This window comes from Micromonospora sp. NPDC050417 (assembly GCF_044458865.1).
Classification (GTDB): Bacteria; Actinomycetota; Actinomycetes; order Mycobacteriales; family Micromonosporaceae; genus Micromonospora_G.
Genome location: NZ_JBITIH010000015.1, coordinates 47,442 through 71,680, shown reverse-complemented (window position 1 = coordinate 71,680; position 24,239 = coordinate 47,442). Strand labels below are relative to the sequence as shown.

At 69.7% G+C, this 24,239-nt stretch carries 25 protein-coding genes; 10 read left to right on the top strand and 15 right to left on the bottom strand.

The genetic code is table 11. The features are described 5' to 3' along the window. Positions 1-57 precede the first annotated feature (57 nt). Together murA and ACIBF5_RS20105 are read left to right on the top strand one after the other, a co-directional pair. Positions 58-1,539, top strand: coding sequence for a UDP-N-acetylglucosamine 1-carboxyvinyltransferase (gene murA, locus ACIBF5_RS20110; protein WP_396813952.1), 1,482 nt, complete (start codon positions 58-60; stop codon positions 1,537-1,539). Between the two features lie 161 nt (positions 1,540-1,700). Next, positions 1,701-2,549 carry a 3-hydroxyacyl-CoA dehydrogenase family protein gene (locus ACIBF5_RS20105; RefSeq protein WP_396813714.1) on the top strand — a complete coding sequence of 283 codons (849 nt, stop codon included), beginning with the start codon at positions 1,701-1,703 and terminating at the stop codon, positions 2,547-2,549. A 23-nt stretch (positions 2,550-2,572) separates the two neighbouring features. Here the strand turns inward: ACIBF5_RS20105 and ACIBF5_RS20100 are convergent, their stop codons facing one another. The 5 genes from ACIBF5_RS20100 to ACIBF5_RS20080 all read right to left on the bottom strand — a co-directional run bounded on the left by ACIBF5_RS20100 (position 2,573) and on the right by ACIBF5_RS20080 (position 6,653). Beyond that, the gene (locus ACIBF5_RS20100; protein WP_396813712.1) at positions 2,573-3,409 is read right to left on the bottom strand and encodes an ABC transporter permease; all 837 of its coding nucleotides are present in this window, start codon (positions 3,407-3,409) and stop codon (positions 2,573-2,575) included. Next, positions 3,409-4,254, bottom strand: coding sequence for an ABC transporter ATP-binding protein (locus ACIBF5_RS20095; protein WP_396813709.1), 846 nt, complete (start codon positions 4,252-4,254; stop codon positions 3,409-3,411). The genes ACIBF5_RS20100 and ACIBF5_RS20095 overlap by 1 nt, the downstream gene beginning before the upstream one ends. Before the next feature lie 64 nt (positions 4,255-4,318). Next, positions 4,319-4,840 carry a levansucrase gene (locus ACIBF5_RS20090; protein ID WP_396813707.1) on the bottom strand — a complete coding sequence of 174 codons (522 nt, stop codon included), beginning with the start codon at positions 4,838-4,840 and terminating at the stop codon, positions 4,319-4,321. 77 nt (positions 4,841-4,917) lie between these two features. Then, positions 4,918-5,916 (bottom strand): polysaccharide deacetylase family protein, encoded by a 999-nt coding sequence (locus ACIBF5_RS20085; protein ID WP_396813706.1) that lies wholly within the window; start codon positions 5,914-5,916, stop codon positions 4,918-4,920. A gap of 119 nt (positions 5,917-6,035) precedes the next feature. Further along, the gene (locus tag ACIBF5_RS20080) at positions 6,036-6,653 is read right to left on the bottom strand and encodes a DUF4126 domain-containing protein (protein ID WP_396813704.1); all 618 of its coding nucleotides are present in this window, start codon (positions 6,651-6,653) and stop codon (positions 6,036-6,038) included. 151 nt (positions 6,654-6,804) lie between these two features. Between ACIBF5_RS20080 and nucS the strand changes: the two genes are divergently transcribed. Next, positions 6,805-7,464 carry an endonuclease NucS gene (nucS, locus tag ACIBF5_RS20075; protein WP_396813703.1) on the top strand — a complete coding sequence of 220 codons (660 nt, stop codon included), beginning with the start codon at positions 6,805-6,807 and terminating at the stop codon, positions 7,462-7,464. A gap of 159 nt (positions 7,465-7,623) precedes the next feature. On the opposite strand, the gene ACIBF5_RS20070 is transcribed toward nucS, so the two are convergent. Continuing rightward, positions 7,624-7,830 carry a DUF397 domain-containing protein gene (locus ACIBF5_RS20070; RefSeq protein ID WP_396813701.1) on the bottom strand — a complete coding sequence of 69 codons (207 nt, stop codon included), beginning with the start codon at positions 7,828-7,830 and terminating at the stop codon, positions 7,624-7,626. Positions 7,831-7,845: 15 nt separating this feature from the next. Further along, entirely contained in the window at positions 7,846-8,718 is an 873-nt protein-coding gene (locus ACIBF5_RS20065; RefSeq protein WP_396813699.1) for a helix-turn-helix domain-containing protein, read from the bottom strand. A gap of 164 nt (positions 8,719-8,882) precedes the next feature. Here ACIBF5_RS20065 and ACIBF5_RS20060 point away from each other — a divergent pair, with 164 nt between their 5' ends. Next, positions 8,883-9,155 (top strand): hypothetical protein, encoded by a 273-nt coding sequence (locus ACIBF5_RS20060; protein ID WP_396813697.1) that lies wholly within the window; start codon positions 8,883-8,885, stop codon positions 9,153-9,155. Positions 9,156-9,236: 81 nt separating this feature from the next. Here ACIBF5_RS20060 and ACIBF5_RS20055 read toward each other — a convergent pair whose 3' ends face one another. Both ACIBF5_RS20055 and ACIBF5_RS20050 read right to left on the bottom strand, forming a co-directional pair. Continuing rightward, entirely contained in the window at positions 9,237-9,896 is a 660-nt protein-coding gene (locus ACIBF5_RS20055; RefSeq protein WP_396813695.1) for a class I SAM-dependent methyltransferase, read from the bottom strand. Positions 9,897-9,977: 81 nt separating this feature from the next. Then, on the bottom strand, positions 9,978-11,477 hold the full coding sequence (locus ACIBF5_RS20050; RefSeq protein WP_396813693.1) for an aldehyde dehydrogenase family protein: 1,500 nt from the start codon (positions 11,475-11,477) through the stop codon (positions 9,978-9,980). Positions 11,478-11,742: 265 nt separating this feature from the next. On the opposite strand from ACIBF5_RS20050, the gene ACIBF5_RS20045 reads away from it, so the two are divergent. The 4 genes from ACIBF5_RS20045 to ACIBF5_RS20030 all read left to right on the top strand — a co-directional run bounded on the left by ACIBF5_RS20045 (position 11,743) and on the right by ACIBF5_RS20030 (position 16,123). Then, entirely contained in the window at positions 11,743-12,288 is a 546-nt protein-coding gene (locus tag ACIBF5_RS20045; RefSeq protein ID WP_396813691.1) for an FHA domain-containing protein, read from the top strand. 118 nt (positions 12,289-12,406) lie between these two features. After that, on the top strand, positions 12,407-13,459 hold the full coding sequence (locus ACIBF5_RS20040; protein WP_396813690.1) for an alpha/beta fold hydrolase: 1,053 nt from the start codon (positions 12,407-12,409) through the stop codon (positions 13,457-13,459). Then, positions 13,456-14,367 carry an alpha/beta fold hydrolase gene (locus tag ACIBF5_RS20035; RefSeq protein ID WP_396813688.1) on the top strand — a complete coding sequence of 304 codons (912 nt, stop codon included), beginning with the start codon at positions 13,456-13,458 and terminating at the stop codon, positions 14,365-14,367. The genes ACIBF5_RS20040 and ACIBF5_RS20035 overlap by 4 nt, the downstream gene beginning before the upstream one ends. Positions 14,368-14,440: 73 nt before the next feature. Then, positions 14,441-16,123, top strand: coding sequence for a 3-hydroxyacyl-CoA dehydrogenase family protein (locus tag ACIBF5_RS20030; RefSeq protein WP_396813686.1), 1,683 nt, complete (start codon positions 14,441-14,443; stop codon positions 16,121-16,123). On the opposite strand, the gene ACIBF5_RS20025 is transcribed toward ACIBF5_RS20030, so the two are convergent. Continuing rightward, the gene (locus ACIBF5_RS20025; protein WP_396813684.1) at positions 16,113-17,204 is read right to left on the bottom strand and encodes an Ig-like domain-containing protein; all 1,092 of its coding nucleotides are present in this window, start codon (positions 17,202-17,204) and stop codon (positions 16,113-16,115) included. The genes ACIBF5_RS20030 and ACIBF5_RS20025 overlap by 11 nt on opposite strands. Before the next feature lie 406 nt (positions 17,205-17,610). Further along, on the bottom strand, positions 17,611-18,723 hold the full coding sequence (locus ACIBF5_RS20020; RefSeq protein ID WP_396813682.1) for an Ig-like domain-containing protein: 1,113 nt from the start codon (positions 18,721-18,723) through the stop codon (positions 17,611-17,613). Between the two features lie 182 nt (positions 18,724-18,905). On the opposite strand from ACIBF5_RS20020, the gene ACIBF5_RS20015 reads away from it, so the two are divergent. After that, the gene (locus ACIBF5_RS20015) at positions 18,906-19,232 is read left to right on the top strand and encodes a hypothetical protein (protein WP_396813680.1); all 327 of its coding nucleotides are present in this window, start codon (positions 18,906-18,908) and stop codon (positions 19,230-19,232) included. A 133-nt stretch (positions 19,233-19,365) separates the two neighbouring features. Further along, complete coding sequence (locus tag ACIBF5_RS20010) at positions 19,366-20,187, top strand: alpha/beta hydrolase (protein ID WP_396813678.1); 822 nt, start codon at positions 19,366-19,368, stop codon at positions 20,185-20,187. On the opposite strand, the gene ACIBF5_RS20005 is transcribed toward ACIBF5_RS20010, so the two are convergent. The 4 genes from ACIBF5_RS20005 to ACIBF5_RS19990 are packed head-to-tail and all read right to left on the bottom strand — an operon-like array spanning position 20,163 to position 24,214. Next, on the bottom strand, positions 20,163-21,149 hold the full coding sequence (locus ACIBF5_RS20005; RefSeq protein WP_396813676.1) for a glycosyltransferase family 2 protein: 987 nt from the start codon (positions 21,147-21,149) through the stop codon (positions 20,163-20,165). The genes ACIBF5_RS20010 and ACIBF5_RS20005 overlap by 25 nt on opposite strands. Further along, positions 21,146-21,997 carry a glycosyltransferase gene (locus ACIBF5_RS20000; RefSeq protein ID WP_396813674.1) on the bottom strand — a complete coding sequence of 284 codons (852 nt, stop codon included), beginning with the start codon at positions 21,995-21,997 and terminating at the stop codon, positions 21,146-21,148. The genes ACIBF5_RS20005 and ACIBF5_RS20000 overlap by 4 nt, the downstream gene beginning before the upstream one ends. Beyond that, on the bottom strand, positions 21,994-22,836 hold the full coding sequence (locus ACIBF5_RS19995) for a glycosyltransferase family 2 protein (protein ID WP_396813672.1): 843 nt from the start codon (positions 22,834-22,836) through the stop codon (positions 21,994-21,996). Before ACIBF5_RS19995 ends, ACIBF5_RS20000 begins: the two co-directional genes overlap by 4 nt. Positions 22,837-22,861: 25 nt before the next feature. Further along, the gene (locus tag ACIBF5_RS19990) at positions 22,862-24,214 is read right to left on the bottom strand and encodes an O-antigen ligase family protein (RefSeq protein WP_396813670.1); all 1,353 of its coding nucleotides are present in this window, start codon (positions 24,212-24,214) and stop codon (positions 22,862-22,864) included. Positions 24,215-24,239: the final 25 nt, after the last annotated feature.

Below are 24,239 nucleotides of genomic sequence, written 5' to 3'. Positions count from 1 at the left end.
CCGACCGGCGGCGATGCGGGTGTGCCGACCGACCTGTCCGCCGGGGTCGCCGCCGGGGTGGCGGCCGACTCTACGATGGCCGACGTGGACGTGATCAGAGTCAGTGGCGGTGCCCGGCTCGCCGGTGAGGTGCACGTCGTGGGCGCCAAGAACTCCGCGCTCAAACTGATGGCGGTGGCCCTGCTCGCCCCCGGCCGCAGCGTGATCACGAACGTACCGCGGATCACTGATATCGCGATCATGGGTGAGGTGTTGCGCCGGCTCGGCTGCGAGGTCACCTTCGGGGAGGACAACGGCGCGTCGACCGGGACCATCGACGGCATCCCGGTGGTCGGTGTGGGGGACGGCGTACCGGCGGAGGTGCCGCCCGTGGACGGCGCCGGCCCGGTTCGCGACGTCGCCACCACCCCCAGCGGTGAGGCGCAGGCGGCGGTCGACCTCGGCGCGGCGCCCGGCCGGGCCCGTACGGTCACCATCGACGTACCGGCGGAGCCGGGTACCGATGCCGACTACGACCTGGTACGCCGGCTGCGCGCGTCGATCTGCGTACTCGGCCCGTTACTGGCCCGGCGTGGTTACGTCCGGGTGGCCCATCCCGGTGGGGACGCGATCGGCTCGCGGGGTCTGGACATGCACGTGTCGGGGCTGGCCAGGATGGGTGCGGAAATATCCGGCTCACACGGCTTCGTGATCGCCTCGGCGCCGAACGGGCTGCACGGCGCGACCATCTGGCTGGACTTTCCCAGCGTCGGCGCGACCGAGAACCTGGTCATGGCGGCGGTGCTGGCCAAGGGGACCACGGAGATCGACAACGCGGCCCGGGAGCCCGAGATCGTGGACATCTGCGCGATGCTCTCCGCGATGGGGGCCCGGATCGAGGGCGCGGGCACCTCCACCATCCGGATCGAGGGCGTCAGCGAGCTGCGCCCGGTGCGGCACCGTACGGTCGGCGACCGGATCGTCGCCGGTACCTGGGCGTTCGCGGCGGCGATGACCCAGGGGGACGTGACCGTGACCGGTGCCAGCCCCAGCTTCCTGGAGATCGCACTGGACAAGGTGATCTCCGCGGGTGGACTGGTCGAGACCCGTACCGATGCCTTCCGGGTCCGGATGGACCGGCGACCACGCGCGGTCGACGTGGTCACCCTGCCGTTTCCGGGTTTCGCCACCGACCTGCTGCCGATGGCGATCGGGATGGCCTCGGTCAGCGAGGGCGCGTCCCTGATCACCGAGAACATCTTCGACGGCCGGTTCATGTTCGTGAACGAGATGGCCCGGCTCGGTGCCGACATCAAGACCGACGGGCACCACGCGGTGGTACGCGGCCAAGAGCGTCTCTCCAGTGCCCCGGTACGGGCCACCGACATCCGGGCCGGTGCCGGCCTGGTGATCGCCGGGCTCTGCGCGGACGGGGTGACCGAGATTTCGCATGTGCACCACGTCGACCGGGGCTATCCGGACTTCGTCGCAGACCTGCGTGCGCTCGGTGTGGAGGTCGAGCGGACCACCGCACCGGCAGAGCAGGCTTTCACCCTCTGAGGCGGAGCCTCCTCCTCCGGCACCGGTCCTCATCTCGGACACCGGTCCTCGCCCGCTGGCCAACCGCGCGCATCGACCTTCGTCGCCTCTCCTGAGGTGTCGTTCAGGTGGGCGGATAGAGTGCGGTTGACGGAAGGCGTACCAGGGGAGGGAGCAGGCAGATGACGGGTCGACTCGCGATCATCGGAGCCGGTTTGATGGGCTCGGGCATTGCCCAGGTAGCGGCGCAGGCGGGTTGGCAGGTGACGCTCCGTGACCTGGACGATGTGGCGACCAAGCGCGGACTGGACGGCGTCCGTGCCTCGCTGGAGAAGTTCGCCAGCAAGGGCAAGATCGAGGCCGGTGAGGTGGAGGCGACTCTCGCCCGGATCACCACGACCACCGAGTTGGACGCCGCAGCCGATGCCGACCTGGTCGTCGAGGCGGTCTTCGAGCGGTTGGAACTCAAGCAGGAGGTCTTCCGCGAACTGGACCGGATCTGCCGGCCCGACGCGGTGCTCGCCACCAACACCTCGGCCATCCCGGTCACCCAGATCGCCGCGGTGACCCAGCGGCCGGAGTCCGTCGTCGGCACCCACTTCTTCTCCCCGGTGCCGATGATGCAGCTCTGCGAGCTGGTGCGCGGCTACAAGACCAGTGACGAAACGCTCGCAACCGCCCGCGCCTTCGCCGAGGAGATCGGCAAGACCTGCGTCGTGGTCAACCGGGACATCGCCGGTTTCGTCACCACCAGGTTGATCACCGCGCTGGTGATGGAGGCGATCAAGCTGGTCGATTCCGGGGTGGTCTCGGCCGAAGACCTCGACACCGCCTGCAAACTCGGCTTCGGGCACGCCATGGGCCCGCTCGCCACCACCGACATGACCGGGGCGGACGTGCTGCTGCACGCGACGAAGAACATCTACACCGACACGGGTGACGAGAAGTTCTTCCCGCCGGAGCTGCTCCAGCGCATGGTCACCGCTGGCGACCTGGGCCGCAAGACCGGCCAGGGGTTCTACTCGTACTGAGGTTGCGGTGGGCGGTGGCCCGGTCAGCCGTCACGTTTGGTGGTCCAGCGGAAGGTGCGGAGGCAGAGCACCAGGCCGACGACGCACCAGGCGGTGAGGACCAGGGCCACCTTGCCCAACTCGTACGAGCCGGCGGGCTCCTGGGCGCCGAACGACGCGGGCAGGAAGACCGAACGCAGGCCCTGGCACATCCACTTCAGTGGGAAGATCGCCGCCACCTGCTGCATCCAGGTCGGCAGGTCGGTGAAGACGAAGAAGACCCCGGAGATGAACTGGAGGATCAGGGCGACCGGAGTGACCGTGCTCGGCGCGCTGCGGCCACTGCGGGCCAGTGACGAGAAGGCGATGCCACAGAGCGTGCAGGCGGTGATGCCGAGCGCGGCGACCCAGACGAAGGTGAGCCACTTGGCGCCGGTGTCGGGCAGTCGCAGGTCGAACAGGAGGACGGCGACGGCGAGGAGCAGGACCGTCTCGGCGACCCCGATCACCGCGACCATGATTACCTTGCCGGCGAAATAGACCCACTTCGGCATCGGTGTGCCCCGCAGGCGCTTGAGCACGCCCCGGTCCCGTTCGATCGGGATCTGGATGGCCAGGCTCTGGAAACCGACGGTCATCAGGCCGGTGGCGATCATGCCGGTGACGAAATACTGCGTGAACCGCACCCCACCGCCGATCTCACCCTTGAAGATCGACGCGAAGATCAGGATCAGCACCACCGGGAAGAGCATGGTGAAGACCACCGACTCCCGGCTACGCAGGAACTGGCGCAGCTCCAGCCGCCCCTGGCGCAGGCCCAGCGCCGCTGGACCGGGGCGACGGGGCGCCGCGACCCGGGTCGCTTCCGTGGTCGTGCTCATCACTGTCCGATCATCCGCAGGTAGACGTCTTCCAGGGTCGGGCGGGTCACCGTGAGCCCCGGCACCTCGCCGCCGTACCGCCCGGCCAACTCCGCGATCAAGGCCGTCGGCGTCTCGCTCTCCGCCCGCTGCGGCATCCCGTCCGGCGTACGCCAGGAAACCACCGGCAGCGCCTGCTGCCGATTGCCCAACTCGGCAGGGGTGGCCACCTCGACCAGTTGACCGGCGGCGATCACGCCCACCCGGTCGGCGAGCGACTCCGCCTCGTCCAGGTAGTGCGTGGTCAGCACGATGGTGGTGCCGCCGGCCGACAGGTCACGGATCAGTTCCCAGAACTCGCGCCGGGCCTCCGGGTCGAACCCTGTCGTCGGCTCGTCAAGGAAGAGCAGTTCGGGCCGGCCGACGATACCGAGCGCCACGTCGAGCCGGCGCTTCTGCCCGCCGGAGAGGGTGTGCGTACGGGCGTTGACCTTGTCGGTGAGCCCGACCCGGCCGATCACCCGCTCCGGCGCCTCCGGAGCCGGGTAGAACGCGGCGAAGTGGTCCACCACCTCGCCCACGGTCAGGTCGTCGAACTCGCCGGTGCCCTGGAGCACGATTCCTACCCGGGAGCGCCAGTCCCGGCCAGCGGTGTCCGGGTCGACACCGAGCACGCTGACGTCGCCACCGTCGCGCCGCCGGTACCCCTCCAGGATCTCCACCGTGGTCGTCTTGCCCGCGCCGTTCGGGCCGAGCAGGGCGAACACCTCGCCGGTACGCACCGTCAGGTCCAGACCGGCGACGGCGACGTGCTCGCCGTACGACTTGCGCAGACCTCGTACGGAGATCGCGAGCTGGTCACTCATGTCGACCACTATGCGCGCCGGTACCGCCCGGTAGGGATCCGGGGTCCGGCGGGAGTGGGCTGCGTCAATTGGCCACGGCAGGTGGGAAGAGCCGCTCGGCCGTCTCCGGCGGGAAGTAGAGGCCGAGCTTGCGCCGGATGTGGGACGAGTAGATCAGCCCCAGCGCGGTGGTACCCCGGAAACAGCTCGTGGTGCCCCGGGCGGTGTCCACCACCACCGGCCGACCCATGGCGGCGAACCCGATGCGCTGCCGCTGCGCCGCCCACTGGGACGCGGCGGGCTCCACCTCGTCGCTGATCAGCGTCGGGAAGACCGCGACGCCGCTCTGCATGCCGCGCAGGACGTCCCGCTTCGCGTACTCCATCGCGTTGGTGGTGAAGGACTCGATGCTCTCGGCACTGATCCGGGAGACGTCCGCGGCGACGGTGACCAGGTGCAGTTTGGTTGCCATCCACTGAATCCGGAAGTCAGACCGGCGGCCGACCACGACCGGGAAGCCGTTCCAGTCCTGCCGGCTGACCGAACAACCGTCGGCGGTCAACCGCTCGGACAGGGACTGCAGGTACGCCTGAGGCGCCGAGGTCATCCGAGCCCACCCTTCGATCACTCGCGTCGGCGGACGTCGCCGGCCGAGGTGTCACGGTACGCCGGCCGTGGGATCGCTCAAGATCCGACCAGTACCTCGGAGAGCGTGGCCGGGACCAGGCCCCGTTCGCGCAACCCGGCCAGGATGTGCGGCAGCGCCTCGTCGGTCATCGCCGCGTTCGCCTCGGTCACGTGCAGGATCACCACCGAACCGGGGCGTACCTGGTCGAGCACCGCCCGCACGATCGGCTGCCAGGCGGTGGCGAACGGGTCGCCACTGACCACGTCTCCGTCGACCACGGTCACGCCGAGCGGCGCGAGGGAGGCGAGCGCCTCCCCGTCGTGGCAGAGCCCGGGGAAGCGGAAGTAGCGGGTCTGCCGGCCGCCGTACGGTTCGATCACCCGGAACGTCTTCGCCACGTCCTCGGTCATGTTCCGGCTCGGTACCCGGGGCAGGTCGTAGCAGTTGCCGGTGAACGCCTGATGCCCGTACGTGTGGTTCGCCAGTTCAAACCGGGGATTGCCGGCCAACCGGCGGGTCAGCTCCGGGTAGCGCTCGACCCACTTGCCGGTGAGGAAGAAGGTGGCCGGTAGCTGTTCCCGCTCCAGCAGCTCGACGATGCGCAGGTTGGCGTACGACTTCACCCTGCCCGTACGCAGGCTGTAGAGCATCGAGTCGGTCATGTCCGCATCGAAGGTGAGAGCGACCCGGTTCCCCGTACGCGGACCGTGGTCGACCACCGGCGGCCTGGTGCCCGCCCTGGTGGCGCCGGGGACGCCACGATCGGGCGGGGTGTCCCCGGCGACGGTCGACGGGTTGGGGGAAGCCGCGCCCGGTCCGATGGTGGTGGGTTCGTCGGGCTGGGTGGTGCCGCTTCCGTTCCGGCCGCTCGCCGCCGGGGTCGGGGGGCCGGCCGGGTCGGGTGGGTGGCTCGCCTCGGACGAGGCGGCGGCGGAGACCGGGCCACGGCTGGGCGGCGACAACGCGGCGCCCAGCGCGATCGCGCTGGTGGCGGTGCCGAGAACGGCCGCCGCGACCAGCGCGCCAAGCAACAGACGGGACCGGGGTCGGCTCACGCCGGCGATCATGTCAGACGTGAGGGGTCCTCATTGACCGGAAGCCCGGCACGTCACCCGACCGTGGCAGACCGACCCGCTCCCCGGAAACCGGTCGGCCTTACCAAAGAAGTCGCAGGTCAGACGCGGTACCCGGCGGCGCGGGCCGCCTCCCGCTCCCGTTTGCGCTCCCGTCGGCGGCGCAGCGTCCAGGGCAGCAGGAGCGCGAAGCCGACCAGGAAGAGCAGCACCAGCACCGGGAGGACGATCGCCACGAGCGACATCACCACGCTGGTCACGTCCTCCACGGTGCTGGCCACCGGGGCGCCGATCCCGGCGGTGCCCGCGTTGATCACCGGCCGGGCGGCCGACTTGACCGCGTGTACGCCGAACGCGATCGCCACTCCGGTCACGATCGGCACCCACTGGTTGGAGGAGAAGAAGGTGCCCGGGTCGGTGACCGTCACCGTCTCCGAACTTGATCCCGCGCTGAAGACCAGTCCGCCCGCGGTCGGCCGGACCACCGTCTGTACGAGATCGTTGACGTGGTCGACCACCGGCACCTTGTCGGCCACGAACTCGACCGCCAGCAGCGCGATCAGGATCGCGATCACCCAGCCGTTGGAGAGCCACTGCCAACCACTGGGCAGATCGATCAGACCGGTGAAGCGGGACAGCAGTCCCATCGTCAACAGGGGGATGTAGGCATTCAGGCCGGCCGACGCGGCGAGGCCCGTACCGGTGAGGGCTTCCAGCACGGCGTCAGCATCTCACCGCCGTACGACTTTCGCTCGATGGCCTTCGTTTGGCGGCCTTCGTTCGACGGCTCCCGTACGACGGCCTTCGTTTGATTGTCGGCACCCGGCGTGCGCGGCGGGGGCCGGCTGCCGGCTCCGCTACCCTCGTCGGGTGCGGTTGGTGATAGCGCGATGCGCGGTGGACTACGTGGGACGACTGTCGGCGCACCTGCCGCTGGCCACCCGGTTGTTGATGGTCAAGGCGGACGGTTCGGTGTCGATCCACGCCGACGACCGGGCGTACAAGCCACTCAACTGGATGAGCCCGCCGTGCCGGCTGGAAGAGGCCCCCGGCGTGTGGCGGGTCGTCAACAAGGCCGGTGAGGAACTGCGGATCACCCTGGAGGAGGTCTTCCAGGACACCTCGTACGAACTCGGGGTCGATCCCGGCCTGCGCAAGGACGGGGTGGAGGCGCACCTGCAGGAACTGTTGGCGGCGAACCCGACCACGCTCGGCGACGGCTTCACGTTGATTCGTCGGGAGTACCCGACCGCGATCGGTCCCGTCGACCTGCTCTGCCGCGACGGCGCCTCGGCCACCGTGGCGGTGGAGGTGAAGCGGCGCGGTGACATCGACGGCGTGGAGCAGCTGACCCGCTACCTGGAACTGCTCAACCGCGATCCGCTGCTCGCCCCGGTCCAGGGTGTCTTCGCCGCCCAGGAGATCAAGCCGCAGGCCCGGGTGCTCGCCAACGACCGGGGCATCCGCTGCGTCGCCGTCAACTACGACCGCCTGCGTGGCATCGAGCGCGACGAGCTGACCCTCTTCTAGCCGCCGGTTCCGCTGTCGTTTCCGTTGATCGCCAGTTGCTCAGCCGCCCTCCGTACGGAGTGTCGCGCGGCTGAGTAACTGACGATCACCCAGTACCCGCGAGCCGGTCAACGTCCATCGCGACGGCGTGGTCGGCGTGCTCGGCATCCTTGCTCTGCCTTAATCATGGAGGACGGAGCCACGCACAGCGCTGACGAAGGTCGCCCAATCGTCGGGGGAGAAGACCAGGACCGGACCGCTGGGGTCCTTGGAGTCGCGCAGGCCGACGGCCCCGGAGGCGAGCGCCACCTCGACACACTGACCGCCGTTGGAGTCGCTGCGGCGGCTCTTGCGCCAGATCGCGCCGGAGAAGTCCGGGGTGTTCATAACTCTGCTCTCCCTCTAGATCGACCGGCCCCGATCACCACCGCCGTGTTGCTCGGCCAGGCGCAGAATCAGGTGCCGTGATTCGACCGGTCCCAGTGCGGCGGCCGACAACCGGTCCCACAGCGTCGAGTATGACCGCACCGCGTCGAGCCGGTCCAGGTAGCTTGCGTCGGTGTAGTCCTCCAGGTAGACCACATCAGAAGCGGCGTCATGGTCGAACCGGAGCAGCGTGAAGCTGAAGGAGGTCGTCGCGTAGGTTGGCGCGTCCATCGGGAGTACCTGTAGTTCGATGTTGCGTCGTTCGGCCACGTCGGCCAGGTAGCGGAGCTGCTCCCGCATCACCTCGGAGCCGCCGACGTTGCGTCGCAAAGCCGATTCGCTCAGGATGACGTTGAGCTGTGGTGGATCCGGTTGGTCGAGGATGTTCGACCGCGCTTTCCGGAGGGCGATCTGCTGGTTCAGCTCGTCTTCGTCCACCTTCATCTGGCCGGCGGTGAGCACCGCGCGGATGTACCCGCCGGTCTGGAACAGGCCGGGCACGATCTCCGCCTGGTACCAACGGATCTGCGATGCGCCGGCCTCCAGATCGACGTACTGCCGGAACCAGTCGGGGATGGCGTTGAGATAGGCGCCCCAACGTCCGCGTTGGCGTCCCGCGCGGGCCAGATCCCGCAGCGACTCGACCTGGTCACCGTCGACGCCGTAGAACTTGAGCAGGATCGACAGGTCGGTCAGCTTGATGCCGCTCTGCCCCAACTCCAAGCGACTGATCTTGCTGGCTGCGGCGTCGATCTGTTCGGCCGCCTCGTCCTGAGTCTTGCCGGCCCGTTCACGGGCCACCTTGAGCGCGTTGCCGAGTCGTCGTCGCTGGATGGTCGGAGTGGTCATCGGCTGATCTCTCCTTCAGACGCGGGGTTCGCTTAGAAAATAGGTTCCTATTTTAGGAGTCCAGTGTAGTCTGGTGCTCACTGAAAGTGGGAGCCTACTTCACTGGACCATTCCAGGCCCGCCGCTGAGCGGGGTGTCGCTACGCGAGCGAACAGGGGATGAGAATGATCAAGCTATCCGCCGCAGTCGATCCGGCCAGTCGCCGGACGTACTACCGAAATCGCGTCCGGGACCTCAGGCGTCTCCTCGAAGAGGTCGACGCCGAGCGATGCCTCGCCGTCTTCAGGGCCCACCAGTACGGAGCGACTCCAGAGGAGATCGCCCAGGTGGCACTGCTCGATCCCGCCGACGTCCGACAGACGATCGACGCCCTCGGCGGCGAGCCGGACATCGACCAGTGGGACGACGGCCCCGACTGGGTACGCATCTACCGCTAGCCTCCGCCGCGCCGCTCCAGCCCGCGGGGGCGTTAGGAAGGGGCCCTTCCTATACAAAAAGCGATAACAAGGGGCCCTTCCTTACGGGGAGCCGAGGACGGCGATGAGGGATTTGGGAAGGGTGGCGAGGCGCTCGACCCGGATCTGGGACTGCGGGAAGTAGTGCCGCATCTGGGAGCGGTCGACCAGTTCGGTCCAGAGCACCTGCTGGATGGCGGCCTCGTGGCTCTTTGCCGGCGAGTGGGCCAGCGGCCAGCGGCGGGCCACCAACGTACGAAATCGGACCGGCAGGAACTGCATGCCGGGGGCGATCCAGTGTGGCTCGATCGGGAAGTAGCGGTACGGGGTCTGCACCCAGTGCGCGTCGCTGAGCAGGTGCACCGACTCGGCGAACCGGACGCGCCGCTCGTGCCCGCCGACGTGCTCCAGGACGGAGTTGGAGAAGACCAGGTCGTATCGGCGGTGGGAGATCGCCGGGGGGAGCGCGCAGGCGTCGCCGTAGTCGACCTCCGCCCAGTCGGGAATCTCCGGTGGCGGTGCTTCCAGGTTGACCACGTGCACGTGTTTTGGGCGTACCGCCGCTCGGGCCCAGGTCTCCACCCGACCGCCGAGGTCGACGATGGACATCTGGGCCAGGTCGGGGAACGTCTCGACCAGCCAGGTCGCCCGCTTGCTGCGCCTGCGGGCGGCAAACGAATCCTCGTTCTCGACCAGGCGAGATCGCAATGCGTGTATCCCCACTTGACGGAATGTAGGGGTACGTCAGCCTGAGTCGGTATATCTGAAACGCCTATTCCTCCACCACGATCGGATGGGTAAGGATCACCGGCCGTACATAATCTTGACGGCTTTTGCGATTTTTGAGACCTGTGTCGGGGTTCGAGAGAAGGTCATCGCCGGCAGCAGCGACGGTCCACGTCGTACGGTGATCGCCTTCGCCCGGCCGAATTCGCGCAGTCCGTCGTCGCCGTGGACCCGGCCGAAGCCAGAGTCGCCCACCCCGCCGAAGGGCAGCGTGGACATGCCGGCGAAGCTGAGCGCGGAGTTCACCGCGACCATTCCGGAGCGCAGCCGACGGGCGATCTCGACTGGCCGACGCTTGCCGAAGACCGCTCCACCGAGCCCGTACGGAACCGCGTTTGCCCTGCTCACCGCCGCGTCGGCGTCTTCGACCCGAGTGATGGTGAGGGTCGGGCCAAAGGTCTCCTCGCGGACCGCCAGGGCGTCCTCGGGCACGTCGACCAGGATGGTCGGCCGGACGTACGGGGGCTGCACCGCGTCCGGTCCGCCGAGCACCGCGCGGCCTCCCCGAGCCAGGGCGTCATCGATGTGCCGCCGGATCACCTCGACCTGTGTGGGCATGGTGATCGGACCGAGATGGGCGTCGGGTTCGGAACCCACGGTGAGCTTTTCCGCCCTCGTCACCACCCTGGCCACGAAGTCGTTGTATATCTCCTCGACCGCGTAGACCCGTTCGATCCCGATGCAGGTCTGCCCCGCGTTGGTCAGCGCCCCCCAGACGGCGGCGTCGGCGGCGGCGTCCAGATCGGCGTCACCGTCCACGATCATCGCGTCCTTGCCGCCCGCTTCGATCAGGACCGGCGTCAGTGTCTCGGCGCACGCTGCCATCACCTTGCGTGCGGTCGCGGTCGACCCGGTGAAGGCCACCTTGTTCACTCCGGAACGGCAGAGCGCCGCACCGACGTCCCCGAGCCCGTGCACCGCCTGTAGTACGGGCTGCTCGGTCACCACCTCGGCGAGGCTGTCGACGAGCCACTGGCCGACCGCCGGGGTGTATTCGCTCGGCTTGAGCACCACCGTGTTCCCGGCGGCGAGTGCGTACGCGATCGACCCGAGCGGGGTCAGCACCGGGTAGTTCCACGGGCCGATCACGCCGACGACGCCGTACGGCTGGTATTCGAGTCGGGCGGCGAACTCGGCCACGATGAGTCGGGAGCGGACCCGGCGGGGACCGAGTACCCGTCTGGCGTTGCGCGCGGCCCAGTCGACGTGCTCTATCGCGGAGGCGATTTCGACGATGGCATCGGCGAGTGGTTTGCCGGTTTCGTCGTGCACCAGGTCGGCGAGTTCCTCGACCCGGTGCGCGAGCCGGGAGCGCCAGCGCAGCAGCCGGGCGCGGCGTCCGGTGAAGCCCAGCTCGGCCCACCAGGTGGCAGCGGTCCGCGCCAGGGCCACCCGTTGGAGCAGGTCGTCGGCGCTGGCTACCGGGAACCGACCCACCTCCGCGCCACTGGCGGGGTGTGTGGAGATCAACTCGCCGTGGTCGATCACGGGTACGCCGGGCGCGTGCGGAGCCGTCATGGCCGGAGTTTAAACCCGAGGATTACTCACGGGTAGCCGGTGACGCGCTCAACCTGTCCGGACCAGCCCCGATGGAACGCATCGAACGGCTTGCACACCGACCCGAACCGGTCACCCGAATTCACCTACCGGACGAGCAACTCCATCCTGAGGTTAATGGAGATGGGAACCGCTCGATGTCAGGCTGGATCAGGGCGCCGAGGGGGGCGTGGTGGCCGGCATCCGGGGGAGGCCGGTCGGGGTGAGCGAGCTGTGCGGAGAGTCGATGTCGGACGAGTTGCACCTGTTGCCACTGCTGACGGTGGTGAACGGACCTATGCGGGGGGCCAGTTTCCGGCTGCGCCCCGGCACCCGCAGGATCGGCCGTGAGGAGGGCGTCGACATCGTGATCGACGACCGGAAGGTGAGCCGGCGACACGCGATGCTGGAGCTGGCGCAGGGGCGCGCCGTGCTGGCCGACACCGGTTCCACCAACGGCACCTGGCACAACGACCAGCGGATCTCCCGTACGGCGGAGCTGCGTGACGGCGACCGGATCCGGGTCGGGAACGTGGAGCTGCGCTTCTTCGACCCGGCGGCGGCGCTCACCGACCCGGTCGGCGCGATCCGGTACACGCAGACCTCGCCGCCGCCCGCGTTCCGGCCGGCGGACCAGCCGTCGCAGGCATCGGCCCGGGCGACCGCCGCGGCGCTCGGCGCACCGACCCAGGCGATGGCGACCGGGAGGGGTCCTGGTCGGCTGCTCTGGTTCTTCGGCGGCGGGGCGGTCTTGGCGGGATGGGCGGCTTGGGCATACCTGGTGCTGAACTGATGGAAATGCGCTGATCGTCCTGGTGCCCAAGGGCGGGTGGTGCCGCCATATCGGGCCCGCCGGCTTATGTGGGGATGCCACACTGCCCGACCAGACGCGCAGTGGCACCATCGCGGGGATGGAAACCGAACAGGTGAACATCGTCGCCCGGGGCATCACCCAGAACGTGCTCGTCGCCGGGCCGGCGGACGGCAGCCCGGTGCTGCTGATCCACGGAAACTGCTCGTCCGCCGACTTCTGGCGCCCACTCCTGCGCCACCTGCCGCCCACCCTCCGCGTGGTCGCTCCCGACCTTCGCGGCTACGGCACCACCGAGGCCGCGCCGGTCGACGCCACCCGGGGCCTGCGTGACTTCGCCGACGACATCGCCGCGCTCCTCGACGCCCCGGGCCTCTTCGGCGCCCCCGGCGCCCGGCCAGTGGTGGCCGCACACTCGATGGGCGGTGGCGTCGCCATGCAACTCCTGATCGACCACCCGGACCGGATCCGCGCGCTGCTACTGGAGGCACCGGTCTCGCCGTACGGGTTCGGTGGCACCCGGGACGAGGACGGGACCCCGATCAGCGCGGACTTCGCCGGCACCGGCGCCGGCACGGCCAACCCCGACTTCGTCGCCCGGCTGGCAGCCAAGGACCGGGGCGTCCAGGCACCAACCAGCCCGCGCAACGTCATGCGGACCGTGTACGTGGCCAACCCGGTCACCCTCGGCGACGACGAAGACCTGCTGCTGGAGAGCATGCTGAGCACCGCCACCGGTGAGGCGAACTATCCCGGCGACGCCACCACGACCGCCACCTGGCCGGGAACCGCGCCGGGACGCCAGGGCGTGCTGAACACCATGGCACCGAACCACTTCCGGGTCGCCGACGACCTGGTCGCCGTACCTGTCAAACCCCCGATCACCTGGGTACGCGGTGACGTCGACGCGATCGTCTCGGACACCTCGCTCTTCGACCTGGCGTACCTCGGCTCGCTCGGCCTGGTCCCCGGCTGGCCCGGCGCCGACGCGTGCCCGCCGCAGCCGATGGTCGGCCAGACCCGGGCCGTGCTGGAGCGCTACGCCGCGGCGGGCGGGACGTACCGCGAGGTCGTCTACCCCGAATGTGGACACTCGCCGCACGTGGAGCGCCCCACCGAGTTCGCCGCCGCACTGCTGGACCTGATCGGATGAGCGGCGGCCACCACGGGTCGGACCGGGCCGTGCCGTACCTGCGGCGGACGGTGCCGGTCGACGGCGGAGAGCTCACCGTCGGCGAGTGGGGACGCGACAGCGGACCGGTGCTGCTCGCCGTACACGGAATCACCTCCTCCCACCTGGCCTGGTCGGTGGTGGGGGAACGGCTCGGTGTCGACTACCGGCTGGTCGCGGTCGACCTGCGCGGCCGGGGCGGCAGCCGGGACCTGCCCGGCCCGTACGGCATGGCCCGGCACGCGGCCGACCTGGTCCGGGTGATCGAGGCGTACGGCGGCGGCCCGGTGGTCGTGCTCGGCCACTCGATGGGCGGATTCGTCGCCGTCGAGCTGGCCCACCGTCACCCGGAACTGGTCCGGCGTCTGGTGCTGGTCGACGGCGGCGCCCCGCTGCCCGCCCCGCCCGGACTCGACAGCTCGGCCGACGAGCAGGCCGTCTCGGCGGCGATCGCGGCGACGGTGGGACCGGCCTTCACCCGGTTGACCATGACTTTCCCGGACCGTGAGTCCTATCGCACGATGTGGCGCGGGCACCCCTCCTTCGCCGAGTGGACCCCGGCAATGCTTCGGTACGTCGACTACGACCTGGTCGGTGCGGCTCCCGAACTCCAGCCCGCCTGCCGGCTGCCGGCGGCGGTCCGGGACGCCCGGGACCAGTACGCGTACCCCGGTGTCGCCCCGACACGGCTGCCGGTGCCGGCGGTCTTCCTGCGGGCGCCTCGGGGATTGCTCGACGAGGCGGACAAACCCCTCTACCCGTCCGGGTACGCGACCCACTGGTTGCCCGGTGTGCGCGAGGCGACGGTGCCCGGGGTGAACCACTACACCATCGCCCTCGGCGACACAGGTGCCGCTGCGATCGAGGCGGCGGTCCGCGCCGGCGCCTGACGTGGCACACTCGCGCGCAGAAAACTTAGCGGCCGTTCACCCAAGGGGCGGCCCGGGAGCGGCGGAGGCGGCTGTGGCACGCGAGATCACCAGCGTCGGCGTCATCGGACTCGGCACCATGGGCGCCGGCATCGTCGAGGTCTTCGCCCGCAACGGCGTCAGGGTGCTCGCGGTGGAGATCTCCGAGGAGGCACTGGATCGGGGACGGGCCAACCTCACCGGCTCCACCGACCGGGCGGTCGCCCGGGGCAAGCTTGCCACCGAAGCGCGCGACGCCCTGCTGGGCCGGGTCACCTTCGCCGTCGGCCTGGCCGCGCTCGACGACGTCGACCTGGTCATCGAGGCGGTGCCCGAGCGCCTCGACCTCAAGCGGCGGCTCTTCGGCGAACTCGACCGGATCTGCCGGCCGGACACGATTCTCGCCACCAACACCTCGTCGCTGAGCGTCACCGAGATCGCGGTCGCGACCACCCGGCCACAGCAGGTCGTCGGGCTGCACTTCTTCAACCCCGCGCCGGTGATGAAGCTGGTCGAGGTGATCCGGACGGTGGTCACCGCGCCCGAGGTGGTCGCCGACGTCGAGGCGCTCTGCGCCCGGCTCGGCAAGGTCGACGTGACCATCGGCGACCGGGCCGGTTTCATCGCCAACGCCCTGCTCTTCGGCTACCTGAACCAGGCGGTGGAACTCTTCGAGTCCCGGTACGCGACCCGCGAGGACCTTGACGCGGCGATGCGCCTCGGTGCCGGCCTGCCGATGGGCCCGCTCGCTCTGCTCGACCTGATCGGACTCGACACCGCGTACGAGATCCTGGAGACGATGCACCGGCGCGGTGGACGTAACCGACGGCACGCCCCGGTCCCGCTGATCCGGCAGATGGTCACCGCGGGACTGCTCGGCCGCAAGACCGGCCGTGGCTTCTACACCTACCTCCGGCCCGGCTCGGGCACTGTCGTACCGGACGAACTGACCCCGCCGCCGGTGGAGCCGACCGACGTCACCGCCCCGCGCACGGTCGGCCTGGTCGGTCCGGGACCGCTCGCCACCACCCTCGCCACCACCCTCGCCGAGGGCTTCGTCGCCGCCGGCTACCGGGTTGTCGAGGTCACCACCGACGAGGCGGAACTGGTCCGGCTGGCCGAGGTCGACCTCGTGGTCGAGGCGGTCGTCGACGATTTGGAGACCAAGCGGGCCCTCTTCGCCCGACTCGACCAGATCTGCCGGCCGGACGCGGTGCTCGCCACCACCACCTCGGTGCTCCCGGTGATCGACCTCGCGATGGCGACCGGTCGTCCGGCCGACGTGATCGGGCTGCACTTCCCCCGCCCGGTCGGGGAGCGGCAACTGGTGGAGGTCGTGCGCACCGTGCGGACCTCGGCGCAGGCCACTGCCGTCGCGCGTACGGTCGTCGGGGCGCTCGGTCTGACCGCGGTGGTCTGCGCCGACCGGGCCGGGTTCGTGGTCGACGCGTTGCTCTTCCCGTACCTGAACGACGCGATCCGGATGCTGGAGGCGTCGTACGCGACGGTCGAGGACGTCGACCACGCCATGCGGCTCGGCTGCGGCTACCCGGTCGGCCCGTTCGCGCTGCTCGACCAGGTGGGACTCGACGTGGCGCTGGAAATCCAGCGGGGCCTCTACCAGGCGGCGCGGGAACCAGGTCTGGCCCCCGCGCCACTGCTGGAGCAGTTGGTCACCGCCGGTCACCTCGGCCGGGGGACCGGCCGGGGCTTCCGGGAGGCGACGGTCAGCTCTTGACCCGTACGGTCACCCCGGCGATGTCGGTCTTGCCGTCGGCAGCGATTCGGTAGACGAACTTGTCGCTCTGCGTGTGCTGGCCGTTCGGGGTGTAGAGCACCGTACGACGACTGGTGATCTGGAGCGTGCCGTACTTCGGCGGCGTCACGATGGTGATCTTCGTGGCGCTGGTGTAGAAGTCGTTCGCCAGCACCGGGATGTCGACCTTCTTGTTGCCCTTGGTCGAGGCGGTGTCGTCGTCGGCGAGTGGTGCCGCACCGAACCCGCCCCGCCCGTTGCCGATGAAGTGGGTGACCTCGCCGGTGCTCTCGTTGGTGGTACGCACGTCCGGGGTGCCGTCGGTGTTCGCGTCGACCACTGTCGCGGCCCAGTAGGAGTCGCCCCAGGGGTCACCCTCCAGTTCCACGGCGGTGCCGTTGTCGAGCAGCACGACCACGCCGGTGAAGTTCTCGTCGCAGCCCTCGAAGTAGGCGATCAGCACGTCCGTGGCGCCGTTGCGGTTGAAGTCGGCGAACTCGTACTCGGGCCAGCCGCTGCACCATTCGATCGGGCCGCGTACCAGTTGCCCGGAGGCGGTGTTCAGGAAGGTGTGGAAACCGTCGCCCTGGTCGGTCCACTGATAGACGTCCTGGCGGCCGTCGCCGTTGAAGTCCGCCAGTCCGATGTAGCTCGGCTGGTAGATCGCGTCGAAGCCGCCGGCCGGCTGGTAGTCCCGGAGCACCAGCAGGTCGGTTTCCACTCCCGGGGGCCGGCCGTCGAACCAGGCGAGCACCAGTTCCACCGTGCCGTCACCGCCGAGGTCGACGACGACGCCCATGTCCGGGCAGTAGCCGTACTCGCCGGGGGTGTCGTAGGTGTAGGTGGTGGGAACACCGTATCCGCCCGTGCCGTTGCCGAGTGTGACCTGGACACCGCACTCGTTCTCACCGCCACCGGCCAGCACCGCGCGGTCGACCACGCCGTCGCCGTTCAGGTCGCCGTAGAGCGGATCGCCCTGGCCCCCCGCCCAGGCCGACGGTGCCGCGCCGACCACGGCCAGCGCCGTCGCGACCACCAGGGCACTGATGCGTTTCCTCCACATGATGTTGCCTCCCCGCCTTCGGACCAGCCTTCCTGGCCGGCCACTTGCCCGACGATGCCGGTCAGCCGGACCGGCTCGGGCCCGGACATCGAGCGCCCCTGAGGTGGGTTCGATGCCGGGTGGTGCCGGCTTGAGAGCGCCGGCTGCTAACAGACGATGCCGGGTCGCGGGACGATCCGGAACGCGGTGACGGTGATCTGTCTATCGACCTGACCGGGCGGCCGGCCGGGTATCGGCCGGTACGCCGATCGTGATCGCCCGCAGGTTGTTCCGGATCGACGGGTGCATTGTGTTCCGGATTCACGCGTACGTCTTCTTCCAGGTTGACGGGGGCGCCGCCGGCGGTCTGGACGGAAACGCGGGGGTACGGGGCCAGACGCCTCGTACCCCCGGTGCCCGTCCGGGTTCAACTGATCTTGATGGAGACCCCGGCCTCGGAACTGCGGCCGTGGTCGGTCAACCGGTAGACGAAGCGGTCGGTCTTGCCCGGCTTGCTGTTCGGCGTGAAGACCACGGTGCGGTCACTGGTGATCCGTACGGTGCCGTACTTCGGTGGGGTGACGATCGTGATCTTCGCCTGCTTGGTGGCGGCGTCGTTGGTGATCACCGGGATGCTCGTCTTCTTGGTACGGCTCACCGACGCCTTGTCCGACACCGCCTTCGGCGTCTTGATGAAGCTGCCGTCGCCGTTGCCGACGAAGTAGGTGAGCTCACCGGTCACAATGTCCTTGGTGACCACGTCGGGGATGCGGTCACCGTTGGTGTACTGCACCTTCACCGTCCAGAGGTGGTCGCCGTACGGGTCGCCCTGGAGATGCCAGGCCATCCCGTCGTCCCGGATCACCACCACCCCGGAGAAGTAGTCGGCGCAGCCCTCGACGTAGGCGATCACCACGTCCATCGCCCGGTTGCCGTTGAAGTCGGCTAGTTGGTACTGCGGTCGGCCGGAGCACCAGGCCACCGGGCCGGGCGTCAGGCCGCCCACGGAGGTGTTGAGATAGGTGGCGAACCCCGTCCCCTGGTCGGTCCACTGGTAGACGTCCTGGCGGCCGTCGCCGTTGAAGTCGGCCAGCCCCATGAAGCTCGGCTGGAAAATCGCGTCGAAGCCGGCGGAGGGCTTGAAGTTCTCCAGCACCAGCAGGTCGTGTTCGACCGGTTGGGGGCGGCCGGCGAACCAGGCCAGGACGAGTTCGATGTCGGTGTCCCCGCCCAGGTCGACCGCGACGCCCAGGTCGGGGCAGTTGGGCTCCGGCCCGTCGAGTGTCAGGTACGGGTACTCGGTCGGCGGCAGGTAACCGCCCCCGGACTTGCCCAGGCGTACGGAGACCGTGCAGTCGAGTAACGGGGCGCGGTTGACGGACGGGGCGCTGTCGAGCATGGCCTGGTCGACCACACCGTCGCGGTTCAGGTCGCCGAACATCGGCTCACCTGGCCCCCCGGCCCAGGCAACGGGTGCCACCGCACCCAGAGCAGCCACGGTCGCCGCGACGGCCACCACGGCTACGCGCTTTCCCCACATGAAAATCTCCTCGCCGCACGGGTCGGCTCCCGCAGAGCCGAACCTCTGTTCACGGACGTTAGAGCGTTTATAGGGACAACCGGAACTTACTGACCGTGATCTGACATTCGTCTTGTGTTAGGAATACAGGGCGCGGGGGTACATACTGCCGTCTGCCCGAGCGGCACCGTATTCTTCTGAACGTGAGTCCCCGTCGTAATCGCCCCCGCTCGACCGACGCCGCCCCACTGGACGGCGAGCGGACGCGGCGTGGCGTCGAGGCAGTGCAGAGCTGGCAGGACGGCGACTGGCAGGTGCGCGCCATCACCGCCGGCGGTGCGGTCAAAACGTACCGCTGCCCGGGTTGCGAGCAGGAGATCTCGCCCGGCACGGCGCACCTGGTGGCGTGGCCGGCCGACGGTCGCGGCGACCTCACCGATCGCCGGCACTGGCACAGCGGCTGTTGGCGGGCGCGGGACCGCCGGGCACCGAACATCCAGCGCTCACGCAGCGCCCCCCGCTACGGCTGACCCCGGTGTAAGGAAGGGCCCCTTGTTATCGCTTTCCGTTGTATAAGGGCCCCTTCCTTACACGGTGGGGGATCTTCGTCACGCCGTACCGTCCCGGTGGGCGGGATTGCCGTCGGCGCGCGAGACTGGGACGGTGAGCACAGCGATCCGCGCGTCGTCCATCCTTCCCGCCCGGCGGGAGAAGATCGAACTGCAGACCGCCGATGGGTTGCGCCTCGTCGGTGAGCTGGCCCTGCCGGCCGACCGGCCACCGGTCGCCACCCTGATCTGTCTGCATCCGCTTCCCACCCACGGCGGGATGATGGACAGCCACGTGCTGCGCAAGGCCGCCTGGCGGCTACCCGCCCTCGCCGACCTGGCCGTGCTCCGGTTCAACACTCGCGGCACCAGCAGTGTGCAGGGCACCAGCGAGGGCGAGTTCGGCAACGGCATCACCGAACGGTTCGACGTGGCCGCCGCCATCGAGTACGCGGAATTCGCCGACCTCCCCGACATCTGGCTGCTCGGCTGGTCCTTCGGAACCGACCTGACCCTCAAGTACGGCTGCGAACCGGGCGTGACCGGGGCGATCCTGCTCTCCCCGCCGCTGCGCTTCTCCAACCCGGAGGACCTGACCGTCTGGGACGAGTCCGGCAAGCCGTTGACCGCGCTGGTGCCGGAGTTCGACGACTACCTCCGGCCGGACGAGGCACGCCGTCGCTTCGCCGCCATCGGGCAGGCCGAGGTCGTCGGGGTGCCCGGTGCCAAGCACCTCTGGGTCGGCGACGCCGAAACCGTGCTCGACGAGGTGGTCCGGCGGGTCAACCCGGCCGTACCGGTGCCACTGCCGTCCACCTGGGACGGTCCGATGACGTACGGCGACGCCAGCGCGTACGCCGACCGCACCGTCGCCGCCTTCGGTGAGCGGCCGGCGGGGCTGGGGCAGGCCGCTCAGACGCCCGGCGTGGCGGACTGAGCCGGACCAGCGACCTCCACCGCCGGCAACTGCGTCGGCGGTGGCCAACCGGCCAGCCAGGTGCGACGCGCGGCCCAGACCTGGCGCCAGTAACCGGCCCGGCCGGTGAGCCGGGCACCGGCCGCGCGTACCGCGACTCCGGCGGCGAGCAACGCCCGTCCGGCCGCCGCCCGTCGTGGGCTCCAGCGCAGCCGCAGGTACGTGGTCTTGCCCTGAAGCAGCATGATCCGTTTGTTGACCCCGGTCGACGAGGCGCCGCCGACGTGCACCACCCGGGCACCCGGCACCAGCACCGGGGAGGCCCCGAGCAGGGTGGCCCGGTGGCACAGGTCGATGTCCTCGCTGTACATGAAGTAGTCCGGCAGGAACCCGCCCAGTTCGGCGAAGAGAGACCGCTGCAACAGCAGCAGGCAACCGGAGGCTGCCGGCACCCGGGCCGGCGCGGACCGGTCCAGCCCGGGTAGCTCCTCCGGGTTGAACAGCCGGGAGCGGCGAAACACAGTGGAGAGACCGGTGGCGAAGCAGACGTAGCCCCAGAGCGAGGGGAGGGCGAACGCCGACCGCCCGTCGTCGGTCCGGTCGTCGTGCAGGGTCCGTCCGGTGTAGACCCGATGTTCCGGGTTGGCCCGGGCGTACGCCACGAACTCGCCGATCACGTCCCCGACCGGTTGGGTGTCGGGGTTGAGCAGCAGGATCCAGGTGCCCCGGGCCCGGGACGCACCCACGTTGACGGCCCGACCGAAGCCGACGTTGCGGGTCAGTCGTACCACCCGCGCCTCGGGGAACTCGTTCTCCACCGCCTCGGCGGAGCCGTCGGTGGAGGCGTTGTCGACCACGATCACCTCGTACGACCCGGCCGGGCTGCTCGTACGCAGGGTGCCCAGGGCGCGCCGGATCAGGTCACGGGTCTGGTAGGAGACCACGACGACGCTGACCGCCGGATGTGTCGGGCGGTCCGTCATCGGTGGGCTCCTTCCGCCGGTAGGCGGCTCGACTCGTCCCGACCCCAGGCCCCCTGACTCGCTCGGCGGCCCGAGATCCCGGCCACGATGGTGAGCGCCGCGTAGCAGACCCCGGCCGGCAGCAGCCACGGTCGCGGCAGCACCACGTCGACCAGCCAGGACGCGCGGCGGGCTCGGCGTACCCGGGTGTCGGTGGCGCGCATCGCCGTGTTGCCGGCGCGTACCCGGCCGAGTCGGCGGAGCAGGTCCCGGGTCAACCGGGGGGTGGCGACCAGGGTGGTCACCTGGTTGACCTCCCGCTTTTCACCCACCTCGAAGAGCGAGTCGAGAAAGAGGTCGTCGGCGACCTGGTCCGGGAACTGATCGAAGCGGGCTCGTCCGGCGGCGGAGAGCACGATCGCGCCCCGACCGAAGAGCGCGTCCCGGAAGGCGGGTAGTCGCGAGTTGACCGCGTAGTAGGCGCGTACCAGCAGTGGCCGACCGGTGGTGTCCAGCCGCCGGGAGGGTGCCGCCGCGAGCAGGCCACCTCCGCCAGGGGTGGGGGCAGTCGCGGCGGCGAGCTTCCGGGCTTCGTCGGCGGAGAGCGGGATGTCCGCGTCGAGGTAGATCCGGGGGAAGCGGGTCGCCGCCGCGTCACCGGCGTTCAGCGCCGCCGACTTGGATGCCTCGACCAGTTCGAGCACCTGCACGCCGGGGATCGACCGGGCCAGCTCCGCGGTCGCGTCCGTGCAGCCGTTCGCCACGACCACCACCTCGAACTCTCCCGGCGCGGCGTCGTCAAGCAGCCGGTGCAGGCACCGGGGAAGTACCGCCGCCTCGTTGTGTGCGGCAATCACCACGCTGGTCACCAGGGCGCCCGCCCGGTCAGGGCGAGCCGGATCCGGCGCGCGACCGTACGCCGTCGGCGCCGCCAACCCTGGTATTCGCGCAGGTCCAGCGAGGCGGCCTGGACCACCCGTGCGGAGTGGCGCATCTGTTCGGTCCACTCGGCCACGGTGGTGACCCCGGTCCGTTTGGCCGAGAGCGGCCGGCGGGCCATGAAGTCCTCGTCGGTCAGGTAGATGGTGTGCGGGCTGCGCGGGTCGTCCATGTGGTCCTCGGGCAGGAAGGGGTGGTACCACCCGTTGATCCAGCCGAGGCGGGCCCCGCGCAGGCACCAGGTGGTGAAGGTGTCCTGCTCGGTCAGCGGGCCGACCTGACGGACCATCTCGCGTTTGAGCAGGTAGCCGCTGCCCTGGACCCAGTGGTTGCGCATCAGCCTGTGCCCGTTCGGGTAGTCGGCGAGCTTGGCGGCGACGAGTTCGTCGTCCACGTCCTCGTCGGGGAAGCGCCAGGTGCCGATCACCCCGAACTCGGGTACGTCGTCCTGGGCCTGGCGCAGGGTGTGCAACCAGGTGGGGTCGGGCAGGCAGTCGTCGTCCACCTTGCTCAGCAGGTCGCCGGTCGACTCGCGCCAGAGCCAGTTCGTCGGTTCGCGCAGGCCGGCGTTGACCGGGCTGTGGTGGAACCGGTGCACCCTCGGGTGATCGCGCAGTTCCTCCACCGCGTCTAGCGTGGGCTGGTCGGTGCCGTTGTGCCAGAGCCAGACCCGGGCATCCGGCGGGCAGCTCGCCAGCAGGTGCGGCAGGGAGAGCCGGACGTACTCCGGCCGGTCGTACGTGATCATGAGAATGTCGATACCGGTCACGCGTACACCTCGGTGGTTCGCTCGGTCATGACGCCCCGCTGGAGTTGATGCGCTCGGCCCGGGTCAGTCGCCACAGCGCCCCGGCGAGGCCGAGCAGCAGGTGCACCGTGATGAAGTAGGTGGTGAAGTAGAGCGCGTCGAAGGTGAAGGCGGAGACCGCCGCCACGCCGATCGTCACGGCCAGTACGGCCGCGAGGTCGCGGTCCCGCTCGCTCGACGCGAATCGGCGGACCCGGCCGGCGACCACGATGCCGGCCAGGAAGAGGAGCGCCAGCCCGGCCACCCCGACGATGCCGGTGCTGACGAGGGTGACCAGCCACTGGTTGTCGAGGAGTTGGTACAGCTCGGGTAGCCAGGTGCCGACGCCGCGACCGAACCAGAGCCGTTCCTTGATGTACGGCGCGACGAAGGCGTAGTCCTCCAGGCGACCCTGCACGCTCGGGTCGTTCTCGCCGGCGAAGAGCAGCGCCCGCAGGGTGGCCAGCAGGCCGGGCTTGGCGACCTGGATCAGCGCGGCGAGGAAGAACCCGATCACCAGGACGTTGAACGTGGTCCGCAGCGGCCAGACCAGGATGAAGAGCAGGATCGCGGCGGCGAGGGCGAGCACTCCGGTCCGGGAGAGCGAGATCGGGATGACCGCCGCCTGGATCATGGCCAGGGTGCCGTAGATCTGCCGACCGCGCCGGTTGTCGGAGAAGCGGGCGTAGTGGATCGCCACCACCAGCCCGATCACCATCAGCACGCTGAATTCGATGTAGTGCCCGGCGGTGCCGGCGACCCGGACCAGGCCGCCGCCGCCTCGGGCGTCGAAGCCGACCAGGTCTTTCTGGAAGGTCAGCAGGGGCGGCAGCTTGAGATAGGTGGTGAAGTCCACCCGGAGGATGAACTGGGCCAGCGCGAAGAGCGCCATCACGGTCGATCCCCAGGCCAGGGAGCGCAGCACGTGGTCGATCCGTTCCCGGGTGAGCACCCCGTCCGCCGCCGCGAGCAGCACGCCGGCCCCGGCCAACGCCATCAGGATGGTCCGGTCGGCGCTGTTCGCCTCCAGCACCGACATGCCCCGGGCCTCACCGGCGATGTACGACACGCCCATGGTGGCCAGGTAGAGCGCCAGGGCCCAGCGCATCGGCTGCTGGCCACGGGTGACCAGCGTGGGGTGCATCCGGGTCAGGCCCCACCAGACGATCAGGAAGAACCCGATGATCACGCCGGGCCGGCCGAGCGTGGTCAGCGGCGGGAAGATCAGTCGCGCGGGCAGCAGGTAGGAGAGGAGTACGGAGGCGATCAAAGCCGCGGTCGCGTCCGGGAAATGGCGTACGCGGGGGGTCACCCCGTCGTACACGGTGGCGGATCGTCGCGAGGAAAGGTACGTGGGCACGTCATCCGCTCCGTTGGTACGTCAT

Excerpts from the sequence above, each read along its gene's own strand:
- ACIBF5_RS20060 (WP_396813697.1), top strand. The coding sequence starts at position 8,883 with ATGATCAAGCTATCCGCCGCAGTCGATCCGGCCAGTCGCCGGACGTAC.
- ACIBF5_RS20065 (WP_396813699.1), bottom strand. The coding sequence starts at position 8,718 with ATGACCACTCCGACCATCCAGCGACGACGACTCGGCAACGCGCTCAAG.
- ACIBF5_RS20090 (WP_396813707.1), bottom strand. The coding sequence starts at position 4,840 with ATGACCTCGGCGCCTCAGGCGTACCTGCAGTCCCTGTCCGAGCGGTTG.
- ACIBF5_RS20070 (WP_396813701.1), bottom strand. The coding sequence starts at position 7,830 with ATGAACACCCCGGACTTCTCCGGCGCGATCTGGCGCAAGAGCCGCCGC.
- ACIBF5_RS20105 (WP_396813714.1), top strand. The coding sequence starts at position 1,701 with ATGACGGGTCGACTCGCGATCATCGGAGCCGGTTTGATGGGCTCGGGC.
- ACIBF5_RS20050 (WP_396813693.1), bottom strand. The coding sequence starts at position 11,477 with ATGACGGCTCCGCACGCGCCCGGCGTACCCGTGATCGACCACGGCGAG.
- ACIBF5_RS20005 (WP_396813676.1), bottom strand. The coding sequence starts at position 21,149 with ATGACGGACCGCCCGACACATCCGGCGGTCAGCGTCGTCGTGGTCTCC.
- ACIBF5_RS20020 (WP_396813682.1), bottom strand. The coding sequence starts at position 18,723 with ATGTGGGGAAAGCGCGTAGCCGTGGTGGCCGTCGCGGCGACCGTGGCT.
- ACIBF5_RS20045 (WP_396813691.1), top strand. The coding sequence starts at position 11,743 with ATGTCGGACGAGTTGCACCTGTTGCCACTGCTGACGGTGGTGAACGGA.
- ACIBF5_RS20040 (WP_396813690.1), top strand. The coding sequence starts at position 12,407 with ATGGAAACCGAACAGGTGAACATCGTCGCCCGGGGCATCACCCAGAAC.
- ACIBF5_RS20095 (WP_396813709.1), bottom strand. The coding sequence starts at position 4,254 with ATGAGTGACCAGCTCGCGATCTCCGTACGAGGTCTGCGCAAGTCGTAC.
- ACIBF5_RS20100 (WP_396813712.1), bottom strand. The coding sequence starts at position 3,409 with ATGAGCACGACCACGGAAGCGACCCGGGTCGCGGCGCCCCGTCGCCCC.
- ACIBF5_RS20025 (WP_396813684.1), bottom strand. The coding sequence starts at position 17,204 with ATGTGGAGGAAACGCATCAGTGCCCTGGTGGTCGCGACGGCGCTGGCC.
- ACIBF5_RS20035 (WP_396813688.1), top strand. The coding sequence starts at position 13,456 with ATGAGCGGCGGCCACCACGGGTCGGACCGGGCCGTGCCGTACCTGCGG.